Source organism: Paraburkholderia sp. BR14374 (genome assembly GCF_040948685.1).
GTDB classification, from domain to species: domain Bacteria; phylum Pseudomonadota; class Gammaproteobacteria; order Burkholderiales; family Burkholderiaceae; genus Paraburkholderia; species Paraburkholderia youngii.
This window is the reverse complement of the sequence record NZ_JBFPKF010000003.1, coordinates 103797-123198: the sequence shown is the minus strand read 5'-3', so window position 1 is coordinate 123198 and position 19402 is coordinate 103797. Positions and strand designations below refer to the sequence as shown.

Sequence of the window (19402 nt, the reverse complement as noted above, 5' to 3'; positions counted from 1 at the left end):
TTTTGTTTATTTCTACATTGAGAAATTGAATGTCGGTTAATTTTGCTCTATTCGCGGGTTCAAATAAGTTCGAGGGTGCTGTTGATGAAAATGCCTCGGAAAGTGATCGCGAAATAAAGGTCGTTGAATTACGCTGTAATTCGAAGTCTCCGAATATCGCTGAAGATTCCGACATCGTCGATATTTACCCGTTCGAAGATGGGCGCTGGTTCGGCTTTGCAAAAGAACGAGTGCTCAACGAGAACCTGGGAAAGTTGGCCCGTCTTGTGGGCTACCACTGGCTGATGCCCGGAGCAGCCAATCCCGGTGCCTTTCGCGAGCTATTCCGATGGGGAGGCGAGGGGACGATCGGGCCCGCGGTTTCAGCAAAGCTTGCCGCTGATTTCGTCGAGTGGGACGAACGCGCGCAGGCACTGGGACACGCGAGCTTCTATAAGTTCTTCGTCCGGTTGCGTGCAATGTTTGAGTACGCGATGACGAGTCGTTGCGTTCGGCTTCGATGTGCATGAGAGCTCATCCATATTGCCGAAGTCACGATACGGAACAGCCTCGATGTGCCGCATCTGATCTCCTCTGACGGTGACGAGAGCCAAGGGCGAAGTTCTAGTGCCTGTGGTGCGGACGCACTCGGCACGGCTCTTGATCGTCAATCTTGTGCACGTTCATGCGCCAACTTGTGAGCTATACGGAGAGCGCAACGTTACTACGCGGTGGGCTTGATGTAAGCACGAAGTGCGGTGACGGATTTGAAAATGTGACTCGATGTCCGAGACGCAGACAACCAGACCTTAAGCAGTAGGAAGAACGAAATGACCAATAGAATCCGATCGACCGATGTCGACAATAACATGACTCCCGACGCCTCCGCGCGGCTGCTTCCGTTGACGTGGTTTCATCCGCGACCCAAGGAGACCATCGGGTTGCCGGGCGACGCGTTCGTGCTCACGTTTCCAGTGTCGGCGATGGATGTCCATTTGCTTTCCAAGGATAACGATGAGAGTCAATTCGGGTTCGGACACGTCGAACTTGGCGATCGTTTCGTCCTGACCATCCGGCTGCAGATGGGCGGCCTGCAAGTCTATTGGGTCGGTGACATGACCGACCCGGAAATCTGGGCAGCAATCGACTCGTGGAAGCGGGCGCGCCACGTACCCATCATGTTCGAGGTTGAAAGTCCTCAACGACGCGAAAGGCTCGTAGGCGTCATGCCTGTGTCGGGAATTGCGTTCCCGCAAGAGGTCCGTCGAAATCCGGACCGCGCGCCAACGGTCCATACATGGCACGATTTGAAATCGCTTGCAGATAGCGGTTTGCTGCAGGTGCAGGCCACGACGGACATTCCGGGAATTCCGTTACGGCACGTGTTGTCCAGCGCGATTCTCACGAAGCGATTGGAGCCGTTTGTGAATCAGCGGCCGCCTGTTAGGAAGCCTGTACCCATTAAGACGCATTGGGTGCCAGCGCAATAGGGCTGTACCTGAGCGCCGAGATTCCCGTGGCGCGACTGGCGAAAATTGATTAGACGTGTGCCATTGGCGTTTATATCCGTACATCCTCGCAAGACCGAGCTATACGGAGAAGCATCGACGCAGCAGTACGGCCATGAAGACTGGGCTGGCGGCAGCAGAGATGCGATGGACGCACGTCGCTCGTGCTAAAGAAACCCCAAATATGGTAGGTACAAAATGAAAGGCGTTGAAGTTTTCGATACCAATCCGAGTCTCACTGCGCTCGGACGCTTGGAGCCACTCAACTCTTTCTCTTCGAGGCCGAAACAGTCCATTGGTCTGCCCGGCGACATGCCCGTGCTGACGTGCCCGATTGCGGCCGCTGACGCGGATAGCTTCGCCATGAAAAACGCGGACGTCAACTTCGGTTTCGGCACCATCCAGTCGAAAGCCGGACTGGTCCAGTCCATCCGCTTGCAGGTCCACGACGTGCAAATCTTCTGGCTCGCGGATATGACGGACCCGGAAGTCTGGGCGGCAATCGATAAATGGAGGCAGGCCAAACACGCTGCAGTTCAGTTCGACGTTCGCGGCTCAACGGGAGAGCACGGGCGCTCGGTGTTCCTGAAAACAGGTGTGCCGGTAGGTACTTATCGCAACGAGCAATTCCGCAATGCGCCTGTGCCACTGGCCGAGACCATTTGGAAGGGTATGGTCGACTTGGCCGACAGCGGACTTCTTCAACTGGAGGCAGAAACCGATATTAAGGGAATCTCTCTGCGCCGAGTCTTCGTCAATTTGCTCTTTACGGAGCGGTTTAGGCCGTGTGTCGGCGCCATCAAGCTGTATTGAGACGTCGAAATACATGTGAAGCTGGTCTTCCGACAGGCGAGCCTCTGCGGAGAAGGACTTGGTACTCTCACGACGCGCGGTGATAGTCGCGCGTTTTTTCATCACCGACTGGAGGCGTGATGAGGTGCCCCCAATGTGCGGTTCCGCATTTTCGGCCGCATCTGAGACCTCTGGCGGGCGAAATAGCAATGCGTTTCACAGCTGGCGCGGAGGCGTAGCTGACGGGACTGTAGCCCACACGCTGTAAGATCTTGGAAACACGGTCTTCAGCCTTTGCTTCAGCCGCTCATCTTGCCGCCTATGTCTGCATTGCCCCGGTCACACGACGCTCAGGTTCGTCCATCCAAGTCGGTATCGGTATCGGCGGCAAATACGACTTTGGTCGTGCTCTGGTAGGTGCAGACTATTCGAATGTTCAGTTCTCGGGCATCAACAACGAGTTGACCGCCAATTCGCAGGTCACGTTCCAGACGGGCGAAGTGTACGGCCGTATTCCTTTACGCCTGCGTGGTCAGCGGGTGCAGCCTATGCTTACACATGGGCCAACGTGCATTATCTGAATCAGAGCATGCACGACCAACGGGTATCTGTGACGACTACCTATTTGCTGTCCAAGGCGACTAGCGTGTATGCGGTGGCCGCACTCGATCAGATGGGTGGTGCTGCGACCAACGGCACGATCTTCATTGCTGGAACAGCTGTACCTTCGACCACGAATCGACAACTGGCAGTGCGCGCCGGCATCTTGCACAAGTTCTGATCGCGGCGGCGGGAACTGAACTGGCCCGGGTTTCCCGGAGGCTCCACTTCTTGAGAAAATGGAGCTATGGAAAAACGCCGGAAAGAAGTCCCCAAGGTACTCGCCGGAAGTTCGTGAGCGGGCTGTGCGGATGGTGCTGGAACATCAAGGCGAGCGCGACTCGCAATGGAAATTGATCGGGTCGATCGCAGCGAAGTTTGGCTGCTCGGGTGAAACGCTGCTTAGCCGGGCGCGCAAGGGAGGGCGGGATCGTGGTTTGCGCCCGGGTACGAGCACGCAGGAGCAGGATCAGATCAAGGAACTGGAGCGGGAAGTGCGTGAGCTTCGGCAGGCAGGTCAACGAAATCCTGCGCAAGGCGAGCGCGGCGCAGTCGTGCTATGCAAGCAGCTCCGGCGCGACCAAATGACGGAGTTGCCGGCGTATCAGCCTATCCATCGCGTGATCATAAAAAATGGCCAACCCCACGAGACCGCCGATCAACGTGCCGTTGATGCGGATGAATTGCAGATCGCGGCCGACCTGCAACTGGAGCTTGTCGATCAGGGGCTCGGTGTTCCAGCGCGAAATGACTTCGGAGATGAAGGCGCCGAACTCGCCGCGATTCGGCACCACCGCGTTGACCACAAGTTGCTGCACCCCGGTTGCTGATTGCGCGTACCTCTGCGTTTTCGGCAGGCCAACGACCGAAGGCCAACAGCGCGCGTTCGAGATGGCCCTCAAGCGCTCCCTCGCCCGCGCTCAGTTCGGTCCGAACCTTAAGTTCGAACTCTTGGCCCGGCCATTCGAAATAGTCTTCGAGTAGTGCGTTGTCGAGCAGGTCCGACTTGATCTGTCCGCAGTACTCGAGCATGTCCTCGTCGGTGCAGCCCTGCAGTGAGGGGTCGACCTGGCGAAATCTGTTACAGACATGATGTACTCGGCGGCTGGCGCCGCGGCGACGCAAGAACGCTCGCCGTTCGGAATGTACGTGCGTGACGCGCAGACTGCAGCTCAGAATCTAGCCTTTTCGCCTGGCCATCTGGAGACAGCTGGCCGCATTCTTTTGGGATTGGACCCGGGTACGTTTCGATTCTAAGTGCGTCACGAATCGCGTTCGGTTATGGACGCTCACCGAAAGGGCTGGTGGGACGTTCACAGTAGCCTCTTCCGCTCAACTCAGAAACACGTCACCACCTGTCGGGAATAGATATTCCCGACAGGTGTTCCGAATCCGATGCCAGAAAGCTGGATTCGCCGGAAATGCACCGGCGAACCGGTTATGTTCAATTCGGCAGAGCTGCCGGCTCGCCCTCGCCAGGGATGAGAGCCTGAACCTGGCGAGAAAATGTGCGTTTTGGGGAAAGCAGTTCTTGGCAAGGCGGAGAATAGCGAGTATGCTTTTTAAAAACGAACGGGAATGTTTTTATTATGATACCTCGAAGCCCTTACGCCACGGGAGACAATTGCATGAATCGTGTTACTGGAAACATGACCTTCACCGCGAGAGCCGGGGCAGGTCGTTGAGCCTGCTAGTCGAAAAATGGTAGGCCTCGAAGACGCACGCCATGCCCGTGTCACGCGCTTCGGGCGCCGCGCACGCCGGCCTTGGCGTTACGTCGGTGTCGATGTGCCACGCGCTTCTGGCACGCTTTTGACCATGCTTTTCCGCGACGGCGACGGCTCGTGGTTCGTCTATCCGTCCGAGAACCGACGGTCGGTCATGGGCGTCGCGTGCGCGGCGCAACGCGTGCTGGCCGCAACATCCGTCGCCTGAACGCCGGATCATTCCTCATCAAGCAATCTGGAGAAGCAGTACCGTGTCAATCCCGACGAACCTCGAAAGCGATTTCGACAACGTGCGCGAGTCAATGGAATACGACGTGGTGATCGTCGGTGGTGGCCCCGCAGGGCTCTCCGCCGCGATTCGCCTGAAGCAGCTCGCAGCAGAAAAAAGCGCGGCAATCGGCGTGTGCGTGCTGGAAAAAGGCTCGGAAATCGGGGCGCATATCCTCTCGGGCGCGGTCATGGATCCGCGCGCCCTCAATGAACTGATTCCTGACTGGAAGGAACAGGGCGCGCCGTTGAATGTGCCCGTCACCGAGGATAAATTCCTTTTTCTTTCCAAAACCGGGGCTAAGGCGGTGCCGAACTGGGCGCTGCCGGACAACTTCAAGAACCGCGGCAACTATGTCATCAGCCTCGCCAACGTCACGCGCTGGCTGGGCCAGCAGGCCGAGGCGCTGGGCGTGGAAATCTTCCCGGGCTTCGCCGCCGCCGAGGTGCTCTACAACGACGATGGGTCGGTGAAGGGCGTTGCCACCGGCAACATGGGCGTGGGCAAGGACGGTGAGCCCACCGAGAACTTCCAGCTCGGCATGGAACTGCACGCGAAGTACACGCTGTTTTGCGAAGGGTGCCGCGGACATCTGGGCCGTCAACTAAACGAGAGATTCAAGCTCGGCAAGGATTCGGATCCGCAGGTATACGGCATCGGCATCAAGGAACTGTGGGAGATCGATCCCGCGAAGCATCAGCCGGGCCTCGTGATCCACACCGCTGGCTGGCCGCTCGAATCGGATACCTACGGCGGCTCGTTCCTGTACCACATTGACAACAACCAGGTGATGGTGGGTTTTGTGGTCGGTCTCGCGTACCAGAACACCTATCTCTCGCCGTTCGAGGAATTCCAGCGCTACAAAACGCATCCGGAAATCCGCAAGTACCTCGAAGGCGGCAAGCGCGTTTCTTATGGCGCGCGCGCGATCACCGCGGGCGGTCTGATGTCGCTGCCGACGCTCACGTTTCCGGGCGGCGCATTGGTGGGCGACGAAGCGGGCTTCCTAAACGCCTCGCGTATTAAGGGCAGCCACGCAGCGATCAAGACCGGCATGCTGGCTGCGGACGCGGCATTCGAAGCAGTGCAGGCAGGCCGCCAAGGCGATGAACTTGCAGCCTATCCGGAAGCATTCAAGCAGTCGTGGCTCTACACGGAGCTGTACAAGGCGCGCAACTTCAAGCAGTGGATGAGCAAGGGCCTGTATCTAGGCACGCTGATGGTCGGCATCGAGCAGAAGCTCTTGGGTGGCAACGTGCCGTGGACGCTGCATCACCAGCACAGCGATCACGAGATGCTGAAACCGGCTTCGCAGTGCAAGCCGATCGAGTATCCGAAGCCCGATGGCAAGCTCACGTTCGATCGTCTTTCCTCGGTGTTCATTTCGAACACGAATCACGAGGAGAACCAGCCGGCGCACTTGACGCTCAAGGACGCAAGCGTGCCCGTGAACGTGAACCTGCGCACCTACGCGGGTCCGGAAGCGCGCTTCTGCCCGGCGGCTGTCTACGAGTTCATGAAGAACGAAGACGGCAGCGATCGTCTGCAGATCAACGCGCAGAACTGCGTGCACTGCAAGACCTGCGACATCAAGGACCCGACGCAGAACATCGTGTGGGTCACACCCGAAGGCGGCGGCGGCCCGAACTATCCGAACATGTAAGGGTTAGCTTTCTTATTGACTGGCTGTGCTCGTTAGAACTGCGCGTCTCTCGGCTAAACGTACGGCATTTGTACGCGCTGGGTATTCGCAAAGTCTTGAGCTTCCCGTCGTTGCACTTGGACGACGGCATCTTCGCCGCGTCCGAGATTGCGGTGCAGCGTATGCCCGTCAACGCTCGGCATATGCGTTACCGGTCGTTGCAAGTGGTTGAGCGTTTCCGGTGATTCATGGGGGCGCTCCACGAACGCGTTTTTCAACTGCCGGCGGGAAACGTGTAACTGTGGCTGAGCGCTTGAACGCCTGGAATCAAAGCGACACCCACACACGATGTGAACAGCCGTGAAAGCTCGTCGTCTGTCCTCCAATGGGGCGAGGCCAGCGCAGAACCTTCAGTGAGGAGACCAAGGTGAACGACAATAAAGAATTAAGGCGAATAGCGCACGCGACCCGTGCTACAGACCTGCCAACCCACGAGAACAGCCTAGGCAGTGAAAGCCGCCACGCCGGCACGCGCCGATCCTCGAACTGGGCATGGTCAACCTCGCATGACCAGTATGACTGGATGGATTCGCACACGCTCTTTGGCGAGTTAGACCAGCTCTGAGCGCATCGCGCAACGCACAACAATCGCAGTTGTTCAGCGCGTTCGCGACCCCATTCGATTTCCATCGACATCCTTTGATATGTAGCCCGACCCGCTACGTATCGCCATAACCTCGCTCGGCCGGCCCGGCGCGAGCCGCACACGATGACCTACGCACCTATCAAATCCCTGCTCATTGCGAACCGCTCCGAGATCGCGATCCGTGTGATGCGCGCCGCAGCGGAGATGGACATTCGCACGGTCGCCATCTACTCGAAGGAAGACCGTCTCGCACTGCATCGCTTCAAGGCCGACGAGAGCTATCTGGTTGGCGAGGGCAGGAAGCCGCTCGCGGCGTACCTCGACATTGACGACGTATTGCGCATCGCAAGACAGGCGAACGTCGACGCGATCCATCCCGGCTATGGCTTCCTCTCCGAGAATCCGGATTTCGCCCAGGCGGTCATCGATGCTGGCATGCGCTGGATCGGTCCGACGCCCGAGGTGATGCGCATGCTCGGCAACAAGGTCGCGGCGCGCAATGCGGCGATTGCTGCGGGCGTGCCGGTGATGCCCGCTTCCGATCCCTTGCCGCACGACCCCGAACAATGCAAGCGCCTCGCAGCGCAAATCGGCTACCCGTTGATGCTCAAGGCGAGCTGGGGCGGCGGCGGTCGCGGCATGCGCGTGCTGGAAAGCGAGCAGGATCTCGACACGTCGATTGCGGCCGCGCGCCGCGAAGCGCTCGCGGCATTCGGCAACGACGAAGTCTATGTCGAGAAGCTCGTGCGCAACGCGCGCCACGTCGAGGTGCAGGTGCTCGGCGACACGCACGGCAATCTCGTGCACCTGCACGAACGTGACTGCACGGTGCAGCGGCGCAACCAGAAAGTCGTCGAGCGCGCGCCTGCGCCGTACCTCGATGCCGCAGGCCGCGCCGAGCTTTGCGAAGCAGCGCTGCGCCTGATGCGTGCGGTCGGCTACACGCATGCGGGCACGGTGGAATTTCTGATGGACGCCGACACCGGCCGGTTCTACTTCATCGAGGTGAATCCGCGCATTCAGGTCGAGCATACGGTGACGGAAATGATCACCGGCGTCGATATCGTGAAGGCACAGATTCGCATCACGGAAGGCGGCCGCATCGGCCTCATCGAAGATCGCGTGCTTGAAGACGGTGCCGTCGCCGAACGCGCTGCAGGCGTGCCCGCACAGGCCGATATTCCGTTGACTGGCCATGCGCTGCAATGCCGGATCACGACCGAGGATCCCGATAATGGCTTCCTGCCCGACTATGGGCGGCTGTCAGCGTACCGCAGCGCCTCGGGTTTCGGCGTGCGGCTCGACGCGGGCACGGCATACGGTGGTGCCGAAATCACGCCTTACTACGATTCATTGCTGGTCAAGGTGACCACGTGGGCGCCGACGGCCGTCGAATCGATTCGACGCATGGATCGAGCGCTGCGCGAGTTCCGCATTCGCGGCGTCGCGTCGAACCTGCAGTTCCTCGAAAACGTCATCAACCACCCGGCCTTCGGGCGTGGAGAGGTGACGACGCGCTTCATCGACCGCACACCGGAGTTGCTGGCGTTCACAAAACGGCGAGACCGGGCAACCAAACTGCTGCGCTATCTCGGCGAGACCAGTGTGAACGGCCATCCGGAGATGGCGGGCCGTTCGGTGCCTGTGCTGCCGTTGTCGAAACCTGTGCTGCCTCGCGTGGAGACAAGCGAAGCTCTCCCGCTGGGCACGCGCGACCGTCTGCGCGAACTCGGTGCGGAGCGATTCGCACAGTGGATGCTCGAGCAGAAGCAGGTGCTGCTGACCGACACGACGATGCGAGACGCTCACCAGTCGCTGTTCGCCACACGCATGCGCACCGCCGACATGCTGCCGATCGCACCGTTCTACGCACGTGAGCTTCCGCAGCTGTTTTCGATGGAATGCTGGGGCGGCGCGACGTTCGATGTGGCGCTGCGCTTTCTCAAGGAAGACCCGTGGCAACGCCTCGCGCAATTGCGCCAGCGGGTGCCCAACATTCTCTTCCAGATGCTCTTGCGCGGTTCGAACGCGGTCGGCTACACAAACTACGCGGACAATGTCGTGCGCTACTTCGTGCAGCAGGCGGCGAGTGCGGGCGTCGACGTATTCCGCGTGTTCGATTCGCTGAACTGGGTGCGCAACATGCGCGTCGCCATCGACGCGGTACGCGAAAGCGGCGCGCTGTGCGAAGGCGCGATCTGCTACACGGGCGATCTGCTCGACCCCGCACGCTCGAAGTACGACCTGAAATACTACGTGGGGATCGCGCGCGAACTCCAGCGGGCCGGGGTGCACATTCTCGGTATCAAGGACATGGCGGGCATCTGCCGCCCGCAGGCTGCCGCGGCACTCGTGAAGGCACTCAAGGAGGAGACCGGTTTGCCGGTGCACTTCCATACGCACGATACGAGCGGTATCTCGGCGGCATCTGCGCTCGCCGCGATCCAGGCGGGCTGCGATGCTGTCGACGGTGCGCTTGATGCGATGAGCGGGCTCACATCACAACCGAATCTCTCGAGCATCGCGGCTGCGCTTGCCGGCAGCGAGCGCGATCCGGGGCTCAGCCTCGAGAAGCTGCATGAGGCATCGATGTACTGGGAAGGCGTACGGCGTTACTACGCGCCGTTCGAATCAGATATCCGCGCGGGCACCGCCGACGTCTACCGTCACGAGATGCCGGGCGGCCAGTACACGAATCTGCGCGAACAGGCGCGCTCGCTCGGCATCGAGCATCGCTGGACTGAGGTGTCGCGCGCGTACGCGGACGTGAACCGGATGTTCGGCGATATCGTCAAGGTGACGCCGACCTCCAAGGTGGTAGGCGACATGGCGCTGATGATGGTGGCGAACGACCTCAGTGCTGCCGACGTGTGCGACCCGGCGAAGGACGTCGCGTTTCCGGAGTCGGTCGTGTCGCTCTTCAAGGGTGAGCTCGGCTTCCCGCCCGACGGCTTCCCGGCGGAGCTGTCGCGCAAGGTGCTGCGCACCAAGCCGCCCGCGCCCTACCGGCCGGGCGATCAGATTCCCGCTGTCGATCTGGATGCGGCACGTGCGAAGGGCGAGGCGGCCTGCGAGCATCCGCTCGACGACCGGCAACTGGCTTCGTACCTGATGTACCCGAAGCAGACGGCCGACTATCATGCGCACCTGCGCGCGTACAGCGATACATCGGTATTGCCGACGCCGGCGTTCCTCTACGGACTGCAACAGCAGGAAGAAGTTGCCGTCGATATTGACGCTGGCAAGACGCTGCTTGTTTCGCTCCAGGGGAAGCATGCCGACGGTAACGAGGGCATGGTGAAGGTCCAGTTCGAACTGAATGGCCAATCGCGTACGGCCACTGTCGAGCAGCGCAGCACCGCGCAGGCGACGGCGGCGCGCAAGGGCCGCGCGATGGCCGACCCGGAGAATCCGCTGCATGTCGCCGCGCCGATGCCTGGCTCGGTGGTGGCCGTCGCGGTTCAACCCGGACAGCGTGTGACGGCAGGCAGCACGTTGCTTGCACTCGAGGCGATGAAAATGGAAACGCATATCGCGGCTGAGCGCGATTGCGTGATCGCCGCCGTGCACGTACAGGCAGGCGATCGCGTTGCGGCGAAGGATCTGCTCATCGAACTGCAATTGACGAGCGGCTAAGTGGTGGTGGATTTCCGTTGGGAGTGCCGCGAAAGCTGCGTGCACACCCGGCGGAAGTCAGTGCTGGAAGAAGAGAATTTTTGGGCGGGCTCGAGTCTGGACTTATGCAGTCTGTCGCCTTAACACAAAATGAAAGAGCTGACTTTTGCCTGCCTGGTGCAGCTCATGGTGTCCTCGGGCAACGGACATGGAAGGGGCGGGTGGCCGGCGATTGGATATCAATATCGACACTGTTGCTGCAGTGGATGAGCTGATGTCCCGAGCCGAAACCGAGGCGGTCTGGACCTGCGGATTTCCTGAACTCGAGGTATCGACTTGGTGTCACATGAACCGAACGACAAAACGTCAACAACAGGCACTCGTCACGCGTGACAAAATACTGGATGGTGCCGAACTCGAGTTCTTTCGGCGAGGTGTGGGTCGCACATCTCTCGACGACATCGCTAACGCTGTCGGTATGACTCGCGGAGCTATATACGGGCATTTCTCAAACAAGAGCGTGTTATTAAGCGCATTGTTCGAGCGAGCGGCATTGCCGTGGGATCCATTCACCGTGCCGTATCGCAGCGCTGATGGTTCGTCAATTGAACTTTTGCGTGCCGACCTCGAAGCCCTATTGTGTGACGTTTTGCATGCAGGGACGAAGCGGCGTCTTTATGGCATTACGTTTTCTATGGAGTGGTCCGACCGGTGTGGCGTCGTATCGCGAGCAACGCTAAGCGAAGCCAACGAGTTCGCGCGAACACGTATTCAATCTGCATTGAGCCACGCGGTAAGCTCCCGAGAGGTTTGTGGGACCATTGACATCGTCGATGAAGCTAGCCTGATTCACGCATGTCTCACAGGATACTTCCATGGCAGCCTGTTCGATACACCGGTGGCGGGTACGGAGGGAAGGCTGGCCGCACGAATTATAGAGCATATCTTTAGGCCTTTGACTGCAGCCTCGCGCCTTTGAGCCAATCTGTCTGTTGCGCCATTGCGTCATTGAAGATGCAGCCACTTCGTTTAGCTGGCCGAGGCAGCGCTTGATACGGGAGAACTGAGGGTACACGCGAGCGTGGTTCACCTACTCCCGCACGACTTGACGAGCGTAGTTGTCGCAAATGCAGGTGCTGACGTTTTGCACGTGCTGCCTACCTAGCGCTTCTGCGGCCTCCTGTTCCCCACTCAAGACAACGGCAACCATACGCCGGTAATCACGGACGCGTATTTGCTGCAGCATCGGCAACCGGTGTTGCGCATACACAATCGGCATGCCAATCATTGGGAACAATCGGCGTAGCTCCCGGTTGTTCGCCATATCTAGTAGCGCACGGTACAAGACCCTGCGAGACCGATTGAACGTCGGGTCATCCCTGCTGTCGTGGGCTGCCTGAAGGTCATCGAGGCTTTGCATCAGAGTCTGCTTCAAATCCGGACACTGCTCCTGACGTGCTGCCGCCGCCCTCAAGAGGAGGCCAGTCATTAATTCTGCGACATCCAGAACCGCCATCGTATCCCTCAGGTCTAGCGTTCGAATCACCGCACCGCGGTGCTTCAGCAGCTCGATCACGCCTTCAGAGACCAAACGCTGAAGCCCCTCCCGCACCGAGTTCCGGCTGACGCCGAAGGTCAACGCCAAATCCGATTCCACAAGCCGCTGTCCGGGGACAAACGTCTGATTCTCTAGCCCTCGGAGAACTCCGTAAAACACCACGTCGGAGGCTGCGACCGGAGATTTGTCGCCGGCACTCGATCCAGTTCCGGTTTGTCCTTTTGTGTTCATTTTCAAATCGTAGCAGTTGAAACAATCACGTTTGTATTTTATTATTGTCCCACAATGTCGGTGAACAATAGGAGGAGATGAACATGCTGTTAACCCCGTGTCCTACTGAGCGTAGCCGCGAAATCGCTGCCCGGGTTGAGGCTTTCGTTCGCGATCAGGTAATTCCCTATGAGCGCGATTCCCGTCTGGGTTCCCATGGCCCCAGTGAAGACCTCGTTGTGGAACTTCGTGCCAAGGCCAAGGCCGCTGGCGTGTTGACGCCTCACGTGTTGCCCAATGGTGAACACCTCACGCAGGTCGAAACCGCCGCGGTGCTCAAGTGCTCAGGCTTGTCCCCGCTTGGCCCCACGGCAGTCAATACGATGGCCCCCGACGAAGGAAACATGTTCCTGCTGGGCAAAGTCGCCAATGAGGAACAGAAGGTCCGGTTCCTTGCACCGCTGCTGGCAGGCGATGCACGCTCAGCTTTCTTCATGACGGAACCCGCAGACCAGGAAGGTGCTGGTTCGGACCCGGCGATGATCAAAACCGTGGCCCGCAAGGAAGGCGAAGAGTGGGTCATCAACGGTGAGAAGACGTTCATTACGGGCGCGGTGGGTGCCAAAGTCGGCATCATCATGGCTCGCACCAGCGAAGACCACGAACCTGCCAAGGCGACCATGTTCCTGGTCGAGCTTCCGAATGCAGCCATTCAGGTTCAACGCGTGCTGGACACCATCGACTCATCGATGCCGGGTGGCCATTCCCGTATGCAAATTCGCGATCTGCGCGTGTCCGCCTCGCAGGTGCTCGGCGCGGTCCATGAGGGCTTCAAGTACGCTCAGGTCCGTTTGAGCCCGGCACGCCTCAGTCATTGCATGCGTTGGCTTGGCTTGGGCATTCGTGCCCAAGAAATCGCGGGGTCATACGCGACGAAACGGCGTGCTTTCGGCAAGCGCTTGATTGACCACGAAGGTGTGGGATTCATGTTGGCCGACAACATGATCGACCTGCAGCAAGCGGCGTTGATGATCGACTGGTGCGCTGGGGTATTGGATACCGGTGACCTGGGCACCATGGAAAGCTCCATGGCGAAGGTGGCTGTGAGCGATGCGCTGTTCCGTGTAGCAGATCGTTGCGTTCAAGTCATGGGCGGACAGGGCGTGAGTCGCGATACGGTGGTTGAACGATTCTTCCGCGAGGTCCGCGCATTCCGCATCTATGACGGCCCCACGGAAGTCCACAAATGGTCGCTGGCCAAGAAGATCAAACACGCAGTTCTCGCTTCGGAGAACGCGAATGGCTGACGCAGATAAGTTTGCGGGCACGGGCCCGGTACGTCAGGGCCATGAATTCGACCTTTCGGCCTTGTATCGTTGGATGGAGATTCAGATTGCAGATTTCCTGGGTCCATTGAAGGTTGAGCAGTTCAAGGGCGGTCAATCGAATCCCACGTACCGCCTGATTACCCCCAACAGGGAATACGTGCTGCGGAGAAAGCCGCCCGGTACGCTGCTGAAAGGTGCGCACGCAGTTGAGCGGGAGGCGCGCGTCATGGCGGCCTTGGGGAAGGCCGGATTCCCGGTACCCAAGATCTACGGCAAGTGTGATGAGTCTTCGGTGATTGGCTCACCGTTCTTCGTCATGGAACTCGTGAAGGGCCGCATCTTCTGGGGTTCCACCTTCGAAGGCGTCAGCAACGAGGATCGCCACCTGTACACGATGGAAATGAATCGCGTGCTGGCCCAGCTGCACGGCGTGGATTACCAAGCCGTGGCTCTAGGTGACTATGGACGCCGTGGCGGATTTGTTGCCCGCCAGCTGGAACGTTGGTCCAGTCAATACATGACGGATGCTGAGGATGCAGGCCGCGATGAGGCGATGGATCGCGTGATCGTTTGGTTGAAGGCCAACCTTCCGGAGCGTGATGAAACATCGCTGACTCACGGTGATTTCCGCGTTGATAACCTGATCTTCCATCCCACGGAACCCCGTGTGCTGGCGGTCTTGGACTGGGAACTCTCAACGCTGGGCGATCCAGTAGTGGACTTCGCTTATAACGCCATGATGTACCGACTGCCCTCGGACATTGCAGGCGGTATTGCAGAATTCGATTTGAAGGCCTTGGGCATTCCCTCAGAGGACGAATACGTGGCTCAGTATGCACGCTCCACGGGCCGCCCCAATGTACCGAATTTCAACTACTACGTGGTCTTCAACATGTTTCGATTCGCCGCCATTCTGCATGGCGTCAAGGCGCGGTCGGCGCGTGGAACTGCAGTTAGTGAAAGCGCGATGGGCGATAAGTTCTCTCGGGTTGCCGGCTACGCCTGGAAAGAAGCTCAACGTTCGATGAAGAGGAAGGTCGCATGAATATTGGCATTTTGAAAGAGACCCGCCCAGGCGAATCACGAGTTGCCGCGACACCTGAGACGGTCAAGAAGCTGGTGGCTCAAGGTCATACTGTCTCCATTCAATCCGGGGCGGGTAAAGAGGCTAGCTTCACCGATGAGGCTTATATCGCTGCTGGTGGTCGCATTTGCAGCGGGGAAACGGCTCTGCGCGCGCAAATTGTGTTGAAGGTCCAGGCTCCTACCGATAGCGAACTGGAATTCATTCCGCGCGATACGGTGCTGGTCGGCATGCTCGATCCGTTCAACAAAGAGCGCGCACAAGTGCTGGCCGACGCAGGAATTACGGCTTTCTCACTGGAAGCCGCTCCCCGGACGACCCGGGCCCAAAGTCTGGACGTGCTGTCCTCGCAAGCCAATATCGCAGGATATAAAGCGGTGTTGATTGCTGCCGACTTGTACCCGCGCTTCATGCCTATGCTGATGACGGCGGCCGGTACGGTGAAGGCGGCACGCGTCCTGGTTCTGGGCGCTGGCGTTGCGGGCCTTCAGGCCATCGCCACAGCTAAGCGTCTGGGCGCAGTGATCGAAGCCTCTGACGTGAGGCCTTCGGTGAAGGAGCAAATCGAATCTCTGGGTGCCAAATTCCTGGAGGTCCCCTACGAAACTGACGAAGAGCGCGAATGTGCGGTGGGTGTCGGTGGGTATGCACGTCCGATGCCCAAGTCGTGGCTTGACCGTCAGTCCAAGCTCGTAAGCGAGCGCGTGAAGGCCGCCGATATCGTCATCAGCACGGCATTGATTCCTGGCCGTGATGCACCGACGCTGATCAGCGCAGAAACGGCGTTGGCGATGAAACCTGGTTCCGTGATTATCGACATCGCCGCAGGTAAGGGCGCTGTGGTTGATCCGGCTACTGGCCGTCGTGGTGGTAACTGCCCACTCTCCGAAGTCGATGAGGTGGTGATTACGCACACAGGCGTCAACATTTGCGGGTACACGAATCTGGCCTCTCAGGTGCCCTCGGATGCTTCGGCTTTGTATGCCCGTAACCTCCTGGACTTCCTGAAGCTGATCACCAAAGGCACGGAACTGAATATTGACCTGGAAGACGACATCGTGGCCGCAACTTTGCTGACCCGCGATGGTTCACTGATGCGCAAGGCCGCTTAAGGGCCGGGAAAATCGACATGGAAATCATCAGCCATACAGTCATCAATCTCTCCATCTTCGTGCTGGCCGTGTACGTCGGCTATCACGTGGTGTGGAATGTCACCCCTGCACTGCATACGCCCTTGATGGCCGTGACCAATGCAATTTCGGCGATCGTGATCGTTGGCGCAATGCTGGCCACCGCGCTGACAACAAACCATCAGGCGAGGTACTTCGGTACCGCTGCAGTGTTTCTGGCCGCTGTGAACGTCTTCGGCGGATTTCTGGTCACCCGCCGCATGCTCGGAATGTTCAAGGCTAAAAAGAAGGGAGGTGCATGATGAGCATGAATGTCGTGACCTTGCTGTACCTGGCGGCCTCTGTGTGCTTTATCCAAGCACTCAAGGGCCTGTCGAATCCCCGCTCAGCTCGTCAGGGCAATGCGTTCGGTATGTTGGGGATGGCTATTGCCGTCTTTACCACGGCGGCGCTGATTTGCAAGCGCAGTCTGGAACTCGGCGCTGATCTCGAAACGGGAATGGGCTTGCTGGTGCTGGCGCTGTTGATTGGCGGTACCGTGGGCTCCCTGCTGGCCAAGCGCGTCGAGATGACGAAGATGCCGGAACTCGTGGCGGCCATGCACTCGCTGATCGGCTTGGCTGCTGTGTGCATCGCCTACGCTGTGGTCTCGGAGCCTCAGGCCTTTGGTCTTGTCGAGGAAGGTCGAGAACTCGGATTTCTGCCTTTCGGCAATCGAATCGAACTCGTGATTGGTACCTTCGTTGGTGCTATCACGTTCTCGGGTTCGGTCATTGCCTTCGGCAAGCTCAGCGGCAAGTACAAGTTCCGTCTCTTCCAAGGCGCACCAGTTACGTTCCCCTGTCAGCACCTGGCGAACTTGGTCTTGGCATTGGCCATGCTGGGTTTCGGCACGATGTTCTTCCTGACGCAAGCGTGGACGCCGTTTTTGATCATGACCGCCATTGCGTTCGTGCTTGGCGTATTGATCATCATCCCCATCGGTGGCGCAGATATGCCGGTGGTGGTGTCGATGCTGAACTCGTACTCGGGTTGGGCTGCAGCGGGTATCGGTTTCTCTTTGAACAATGCGATGCTGATTATCGCCGGGTCCTTGGTCGGTTCCTCCGGTGCGATTCTCTCGTACATCATGTGCAAGGCGATGAATCGCTCGTTCTTCAGCGTGATTCTCGGCGGCTTTGGCGCGGAGGCTTCGGCTGCTGACACGGGCTCCAAAGAGCAACGCGCGGTTAAATCGGGTTCCGCTGACGATGCCTCATTCATGCTAGGCAATGCTGAATCCGTCGTTATCGTCCCCGGTTATGGCCTTGCCGTGGCTCGTGCACAGCACGCGCTGAAGGAGCTGACGGATAAGCTCGTAGCAAAAGGTGTGGATGTTCGTTATGCAATTCACCCCGTTGCGGGCCGCATGCCTGGTCACATGAACGTCCTTCTGGCGGAGGCTGAAGTCCCGTACGACATGGTGTTCGAGATGGAGGACATCAACAGCGAATTCGGGCAGACCGACGTGGTGCTGGTGCTGGGTGCCAATGACGTGGTGAACCCTGCAGCAAAGACTGACCCGAAGTCGCCGATTGCTGGCATGCCGATCATCGAGGCGTACAAGGCGCAGACGGTGATCGTGAACAAACGTTCCATGGCATCCGGCTACGCTGGGCTCGACAACGAACTGTTCTATATGGATAAAACCATGATGGTTTTCGGTGATGCCAAAAAGGTCATCGAAGACATGGTGAAGGCTGTAGAACACTGACCACTGATTGAAACCCCCGCGGCCCTACACGGGCAGAAACACAACCTTAGAGACGAAACATGACTGCAACGCCAACAGTAAAGCTGCTCATCAACGGCGAGTTCGTTGAATCCAAGACCACGGAATTCCGTGACGTCGTGAACCCGGCTACGCAAGAAGTACTGGCCCGCGTTCCCTTCGCAACCGAAGACGAAATCAACGAAGCCATCAACTCGGCACACGCTGCATTCCAGACATGGAAGAACACGGCTATCGGTGCACGTATGCGCATCATGCTGAAGTTCCAGGCTTTGATTCGCGAAAACATGTCGGAAATCGCGAAGGTCCTGACGGCAGAGCAGGGGAAGACGATTCCCGATGCGGAAGGCGACATCTTCCGTGGCCTCGAAGTCGTCGAGCACGCATGCTCGGTGGGTACCCTGCAGCAAGGTCAATTCTCCGAAAATGTTGCCGGCGGTGTCGATACGTACACGCTGCAGCAGCCTATCGGCGTTTGCGCCGGCATCACGCCGTTCAACTTCCCGGCCATGATCCCGCTGTGGATGTTCCCGATGGCAATCGTCTGCGGTAACACCTTCGTCCTGAAGCCCAGCGAACAAGACCCGATGTCCACCATGATGCTCGTGGAGCTGGCCATCAAGGCCGGGGTGCCCAAGGGCGTTCTGAACGTCATTCACGGCGGCAAGACTGCGGTGGACGCACTGTGCACGCACGAGCATATCAAGGCCGTGTCGTTCGTGGGCTCGACCGCGGTGGGTACCCACGTGTACAACCTCGCAAGCGCCAACGGCAAGCGCGCGCAGTGCATGATGGGTGCGAAGAACCACGCTGTGGTGCTCCCGGATGCAAACCGCGAACAAACCACCAATGCGCTGACCGGTGCCGGTTTCGGTGCAGCTGGACAGCGTTGCATGGCAACCTCCGTGGTGGTCCTCGTTGGTGAGAGCAAGGAATGGCTCCCCGAGATCGTGGAGAAGGCGAAGAAGCTCAAGGTCAATGCCGGGGTTGAAGCAGGTACGGACGTTGGTCCGGTGGTATCGAAGGCCGCTAAGGCCCGTGTTGTGGGCCTGATCGACAGTGGGGTTGCCCAGGGCGCCACTCTGCTGCTCGATGGCCGCAATGTCGTGGTCCCGGGATACGAGCAAGGCAACTTCGTTGGCCCGACGATCTTCTCGGACGTCACGACCGACATGGACATCTACACGCAGGAGATCTTCGGCCCGGTGCTGGTGGTTCTCACGGTGGATACGCTCGATCAGGCAATCGCTCTGGTGAACGCCAATCCGTTCGGCAACGGCACAGGCCTGTTCACTCAATCGGGTGCTGCGGCTCGCAAGTTCCAAGCCGAAATCGACGTCGGTCAGGTCGGTATCAACATTCCTATCCCGGTTCCCGTTCCGTACTTCTCGTTCACCGGTTCGCGCGGTTCGAAGCTCGGCGACCTCGGCCCGTATGGCAAGCAAGTTGTGCAGTTCTACACGCAAACGAAAACCGTCACGGCTCGCTGGTTCGATGACAAGACGGTGAACGATGGCGTGAACACGACCATCAGCCTGAAGTAA

At 58.9% G+C, this 19402-nt stretch carries 15 protein-coding genes and 2 pseudogenes; 15 read left to right on the top strand and 2 right to left on the bottom strand.

Annotation, left to right across the window (positions count from 1 at the left end):
• The first annotated feature begins 29 nt into the window (after positions 1-29).
• The 6 genes and pseudogenes from AB3X86_RS07715 to AB3X86_RS07690 all read left to right on the top strand — a co-directional run.
• Entirely contained in the window at positions 30-509 is a 480-nt protein-coding gene (locus AB3X86_RS07715; protein WP_368595509.1) for a hypothetical protein, read from the top strand.
• Positions 510-809: 300 nt separating this feature from the next.
• On the top strand, positions 810-1469 hold the full coding sequence (locus AB3X86_RS07710; protein WP_368595508.1) for a hypothetical protein: 660 nt from the start codon (positions 810-812) through the stop codon (positions 1467-1469).
• Between the two features lie 216 nt (positions 1470-1685).
• Positions 1686-2300, top strand: a complete 615-nt coding sequence (locus tag AB3X86_RS07705; RefSeq protein WP_368595507.1) for a hypothetical protein — start codon at positions 1686-1688, stop codon at positions 2298-2300.
• A gap of 269 nt (positions 2301-2569) precedes the next feature.
• A pseudogene (locus AB3X86_RS07700) lies at positions 2570-2647 on the top strand (transposase); the annotation flags it as partial.
• 242 nt (positions 2648-2889) lie between these two features.
• Entirely contained in the window at positions 2890-3060 is a 171-nt protein-coding gene (locus tag AB3X86_RS07695; RefSeq protein WP_368595506.1) for a hypothetical protein, read from the top strand.
• A gap of 58 nt (positions 3061-3118) precedes the next feature.
• Positions 3119-3425, top strand: a pseudogene (locus AB3X86_RS07690) (transposase); the annotation flags it as partial.
• Positions 3426-3436: 11 nt separating this feature from the next.
• Here AB3X86_RS07690 and AB3X86_RS07685 read toward each other — a convergent pair.
• Positions 3437-3670, bottom strand: coding sequence for a DUF445 family protein (locus AB3X86_RS07685; protein WP_368595852.1), 234 nt, complete (start codon positions 3668-3670; stop codon positions 3437-3439).
• 1238 nt (positions 3671-4908) lie between these two features.
• Between AB3X86_RS07685 and AB3X86_RS07680 the strand changes: the two genes are divergently transcribed.
• From AB3X86_RS07680 to AB3X86_RS07670, 3 genes are all read left to right on the top strand, one after another.
• Positions 4909-6537: an electron transfer flavoprotein-ubiquinone oxidoreductase gene (locus tag AB3X86_RS07680; RefSeq protein ID WP_368595851.1), complete on the top strand. Its 1629-nt coding sequence runs from the start codon at positions 4909-4911 to the stop codon at positions 6535-6537.
• A gap of 748 nt (positions 6538-7285) precedes the next feature.
• Positions 7286-10798, top strand: coding sequence for a pyruvate carboxylase (locus tag AB3X86_RS07675; RefSeq protein WP_368595505.1), 3513 nt, complete (start codon positions 7286-7288; stop codon positions 10796-10798).
• A gap of 211 nt (positions 10799-11009) precedes the next feature.
• Positions 11010-11756, top strand: a complete 747-nt coding sequence (locus AB3X86_RS07670) for a TetR family transcriptional regulator (protein ID WP_368595504.1) — start codon at positions 11010-11012, stop codon at positions 11754-11756.
• 111 nt (positions 11757-11867) lie between these two features.
• Here the strand turns inward: AB3X86_RS07670 and AB3X86_RS07665 are convergent, their stop codons facing one another.
• Positions 11868-12566, bottom strand: a complete 699-nt coding sequence (locus AB3X86_RS07665) for a GntR family transcriptional regulator (RefSeq protein ID WP_368595503.1) — start codon at positions 12564-12566, stop codon at positions 11868-11870.
• Between the two features lie 86 nt (positions 12567-12652).
• Between AB3X86_RS07665 and AB3X86_RS07660 the strand changes: the two genes are divergently transcribed.
• From AB3X86_RS07660 to AB3X86_RS07635, 6 genes are read left to right on the top strand one after another with little or no spacing between them, the layout of a single operon-like run.
• Positions 12653-13852 (top strand): acyl-CoA dehydrogenase family protein, encoded by a 1200-nt coding sequence (locus AB3X86_RS07660; RefSeq protein WP_368595850.1) that lies wholly within the window; start codon positions 12653-12655, stop codon positions 13850-13852.
• Positions 13845-14918, top strand: coding sequence for a phosphotransferase (locus tag AB3X86_RS07655; protein WP_368595502.1), 1074 nt, complete (start codon positions 13845-13847; stop codon positions 14916-14918). Before AB3X86_RS07660 ends, AB3X86_RS07655 begins: the two co-directional genes overlap by 8 nt.
• Positions 14915-16069 carry a Re/Si-specific NAD(P)(+) transhydrogenase subunit alpha gene (locus tag AB3X86_RS07650; RefSeq protein WP_368595501.1) on the top strand — a complete coding sequence of 385 codons (1155 nt, stop codon included), beginning with the start codon at positions 14915-14917 and terminating at the stop codon, positions 16067-16069. Before AB3X86_RS07655 ends, AB3X86_RS07650 begins: the two co-directional genes overlap by 4 nt.
• Before the next feature lie 17 nt (positions 16070-16086).
• On the top strand, positions 16087-16389 hold the full coding sequence (locus tag AB3X86_RS07645) for an NAD(P) transhydrogenase subunit alpha (RefSeq protein ID WP_368595500.1): 303 nt from the start codon (positions 16087-16089) through the stop codon (positions 16387-16389).
• Positions 16389-17840: an NAD(P)(+) transhydrogenase (Re/Si-specific) subunit beta gene (locus AB3X86_RS07640; protein ID WP_368595849.1), complete on the top strand. Its 1452-nt coding sequence runs from the start codon at positions 16389-16391 to the stop codon at positions 17838-17840. Before AB3X86_RS07645 ends, AB3X86_RS07640 begins: the two co-directional genes overlap by 1 nt.
• A gap of 59 nt (positions 17841-17899) precedes the next feature.
• The gene (locus tag AB3X86_RS07635; protein ID WP_368595499.1) at positions 17900-19402 is read left to right on the top strand and encodes a CoA-acylating methylmalonate-semialdehyde dehydrogenase; all 1503 of its coding nucleotides are present in this window, start codon (positions 17900-17902) and stop codon (positions 19400-19402) included.

Coding starts and splice junctions, on each gene's coding strand:
- AB3X86_RS07650 (WP_368595501.1), top strand. CDS start 14,915: ATGAATATTGGCATTTTGAAAGAGACCCGCCCAGGCGAATCACGAGTT.
- AB3X86_RS07645 (WP_368595500.1), top strand. CDS start 16,087: ATGGAAATCATCAGCCATACAGTCATCAATCTCTCCATCTTCGTGCTG.
- AB3X86_RS07665 (WP_368595503.1), bottom strand. CDS start 12,566: ATGAACACAAAAGGACAAACCGGAACTGGATCGAGTGCCGGCGACAAA.
- AB3X86_RS07675 (WP_368595505.1), top strand. CDS start 7,286: ATGACCTACGCACCTATCAAATCCCTGCTCATTGCGAACCGCTCCGAG.
- AB3X86_RS07715 (WP_368595509.1), top strand. CDS start 30: ATGTCGGTTAATTTTGCTCTATTCGCGGGTTCAAATAAGTTCGAGGGT.
- AB3X86_RS07680 (WP_368595851.1), top strand. CDS start 4,909: ATGGAATACGACGTGGTGATCGTCGGTGGTGGCCCCGCAGGGCTCTCC.
- AB3X86_RS07705 (WP_368595507.1), top strand. CDS start 1,686: ATGAAAGGCGTTGAAGTTTTCGATACCAATCCGAGTCTCACTGCGCTC.
- AB3X86_RS07640 (WP_368595849.1), top strand. CDS start 16,389: ATGAGCATGAATGTCGTGACCTTGCTGTACCTGGCGGCCTCTGTGTGC.
- AB3X86_RS07635 (WP_368595499.1), top strand. CDS start 17,900: ATGACTGCAACGCCAACAGTAAAGCTGCTCATCAACGGCGAGTTCGTT.
- AB3X86_RS07710 (WP_368595508.1), top strand. CDS start 810: ATGACCAATAGAATCCGATCGACCGATGTCGACAATAACATGACTCCC.
- AB3X86_RS07655 (WP_368595502.1), top strand. CDS start 13,845: ATGGCTGACGCAGATAAGTTTGCGGGCACGGGCCCGGTACGTCAGGGC.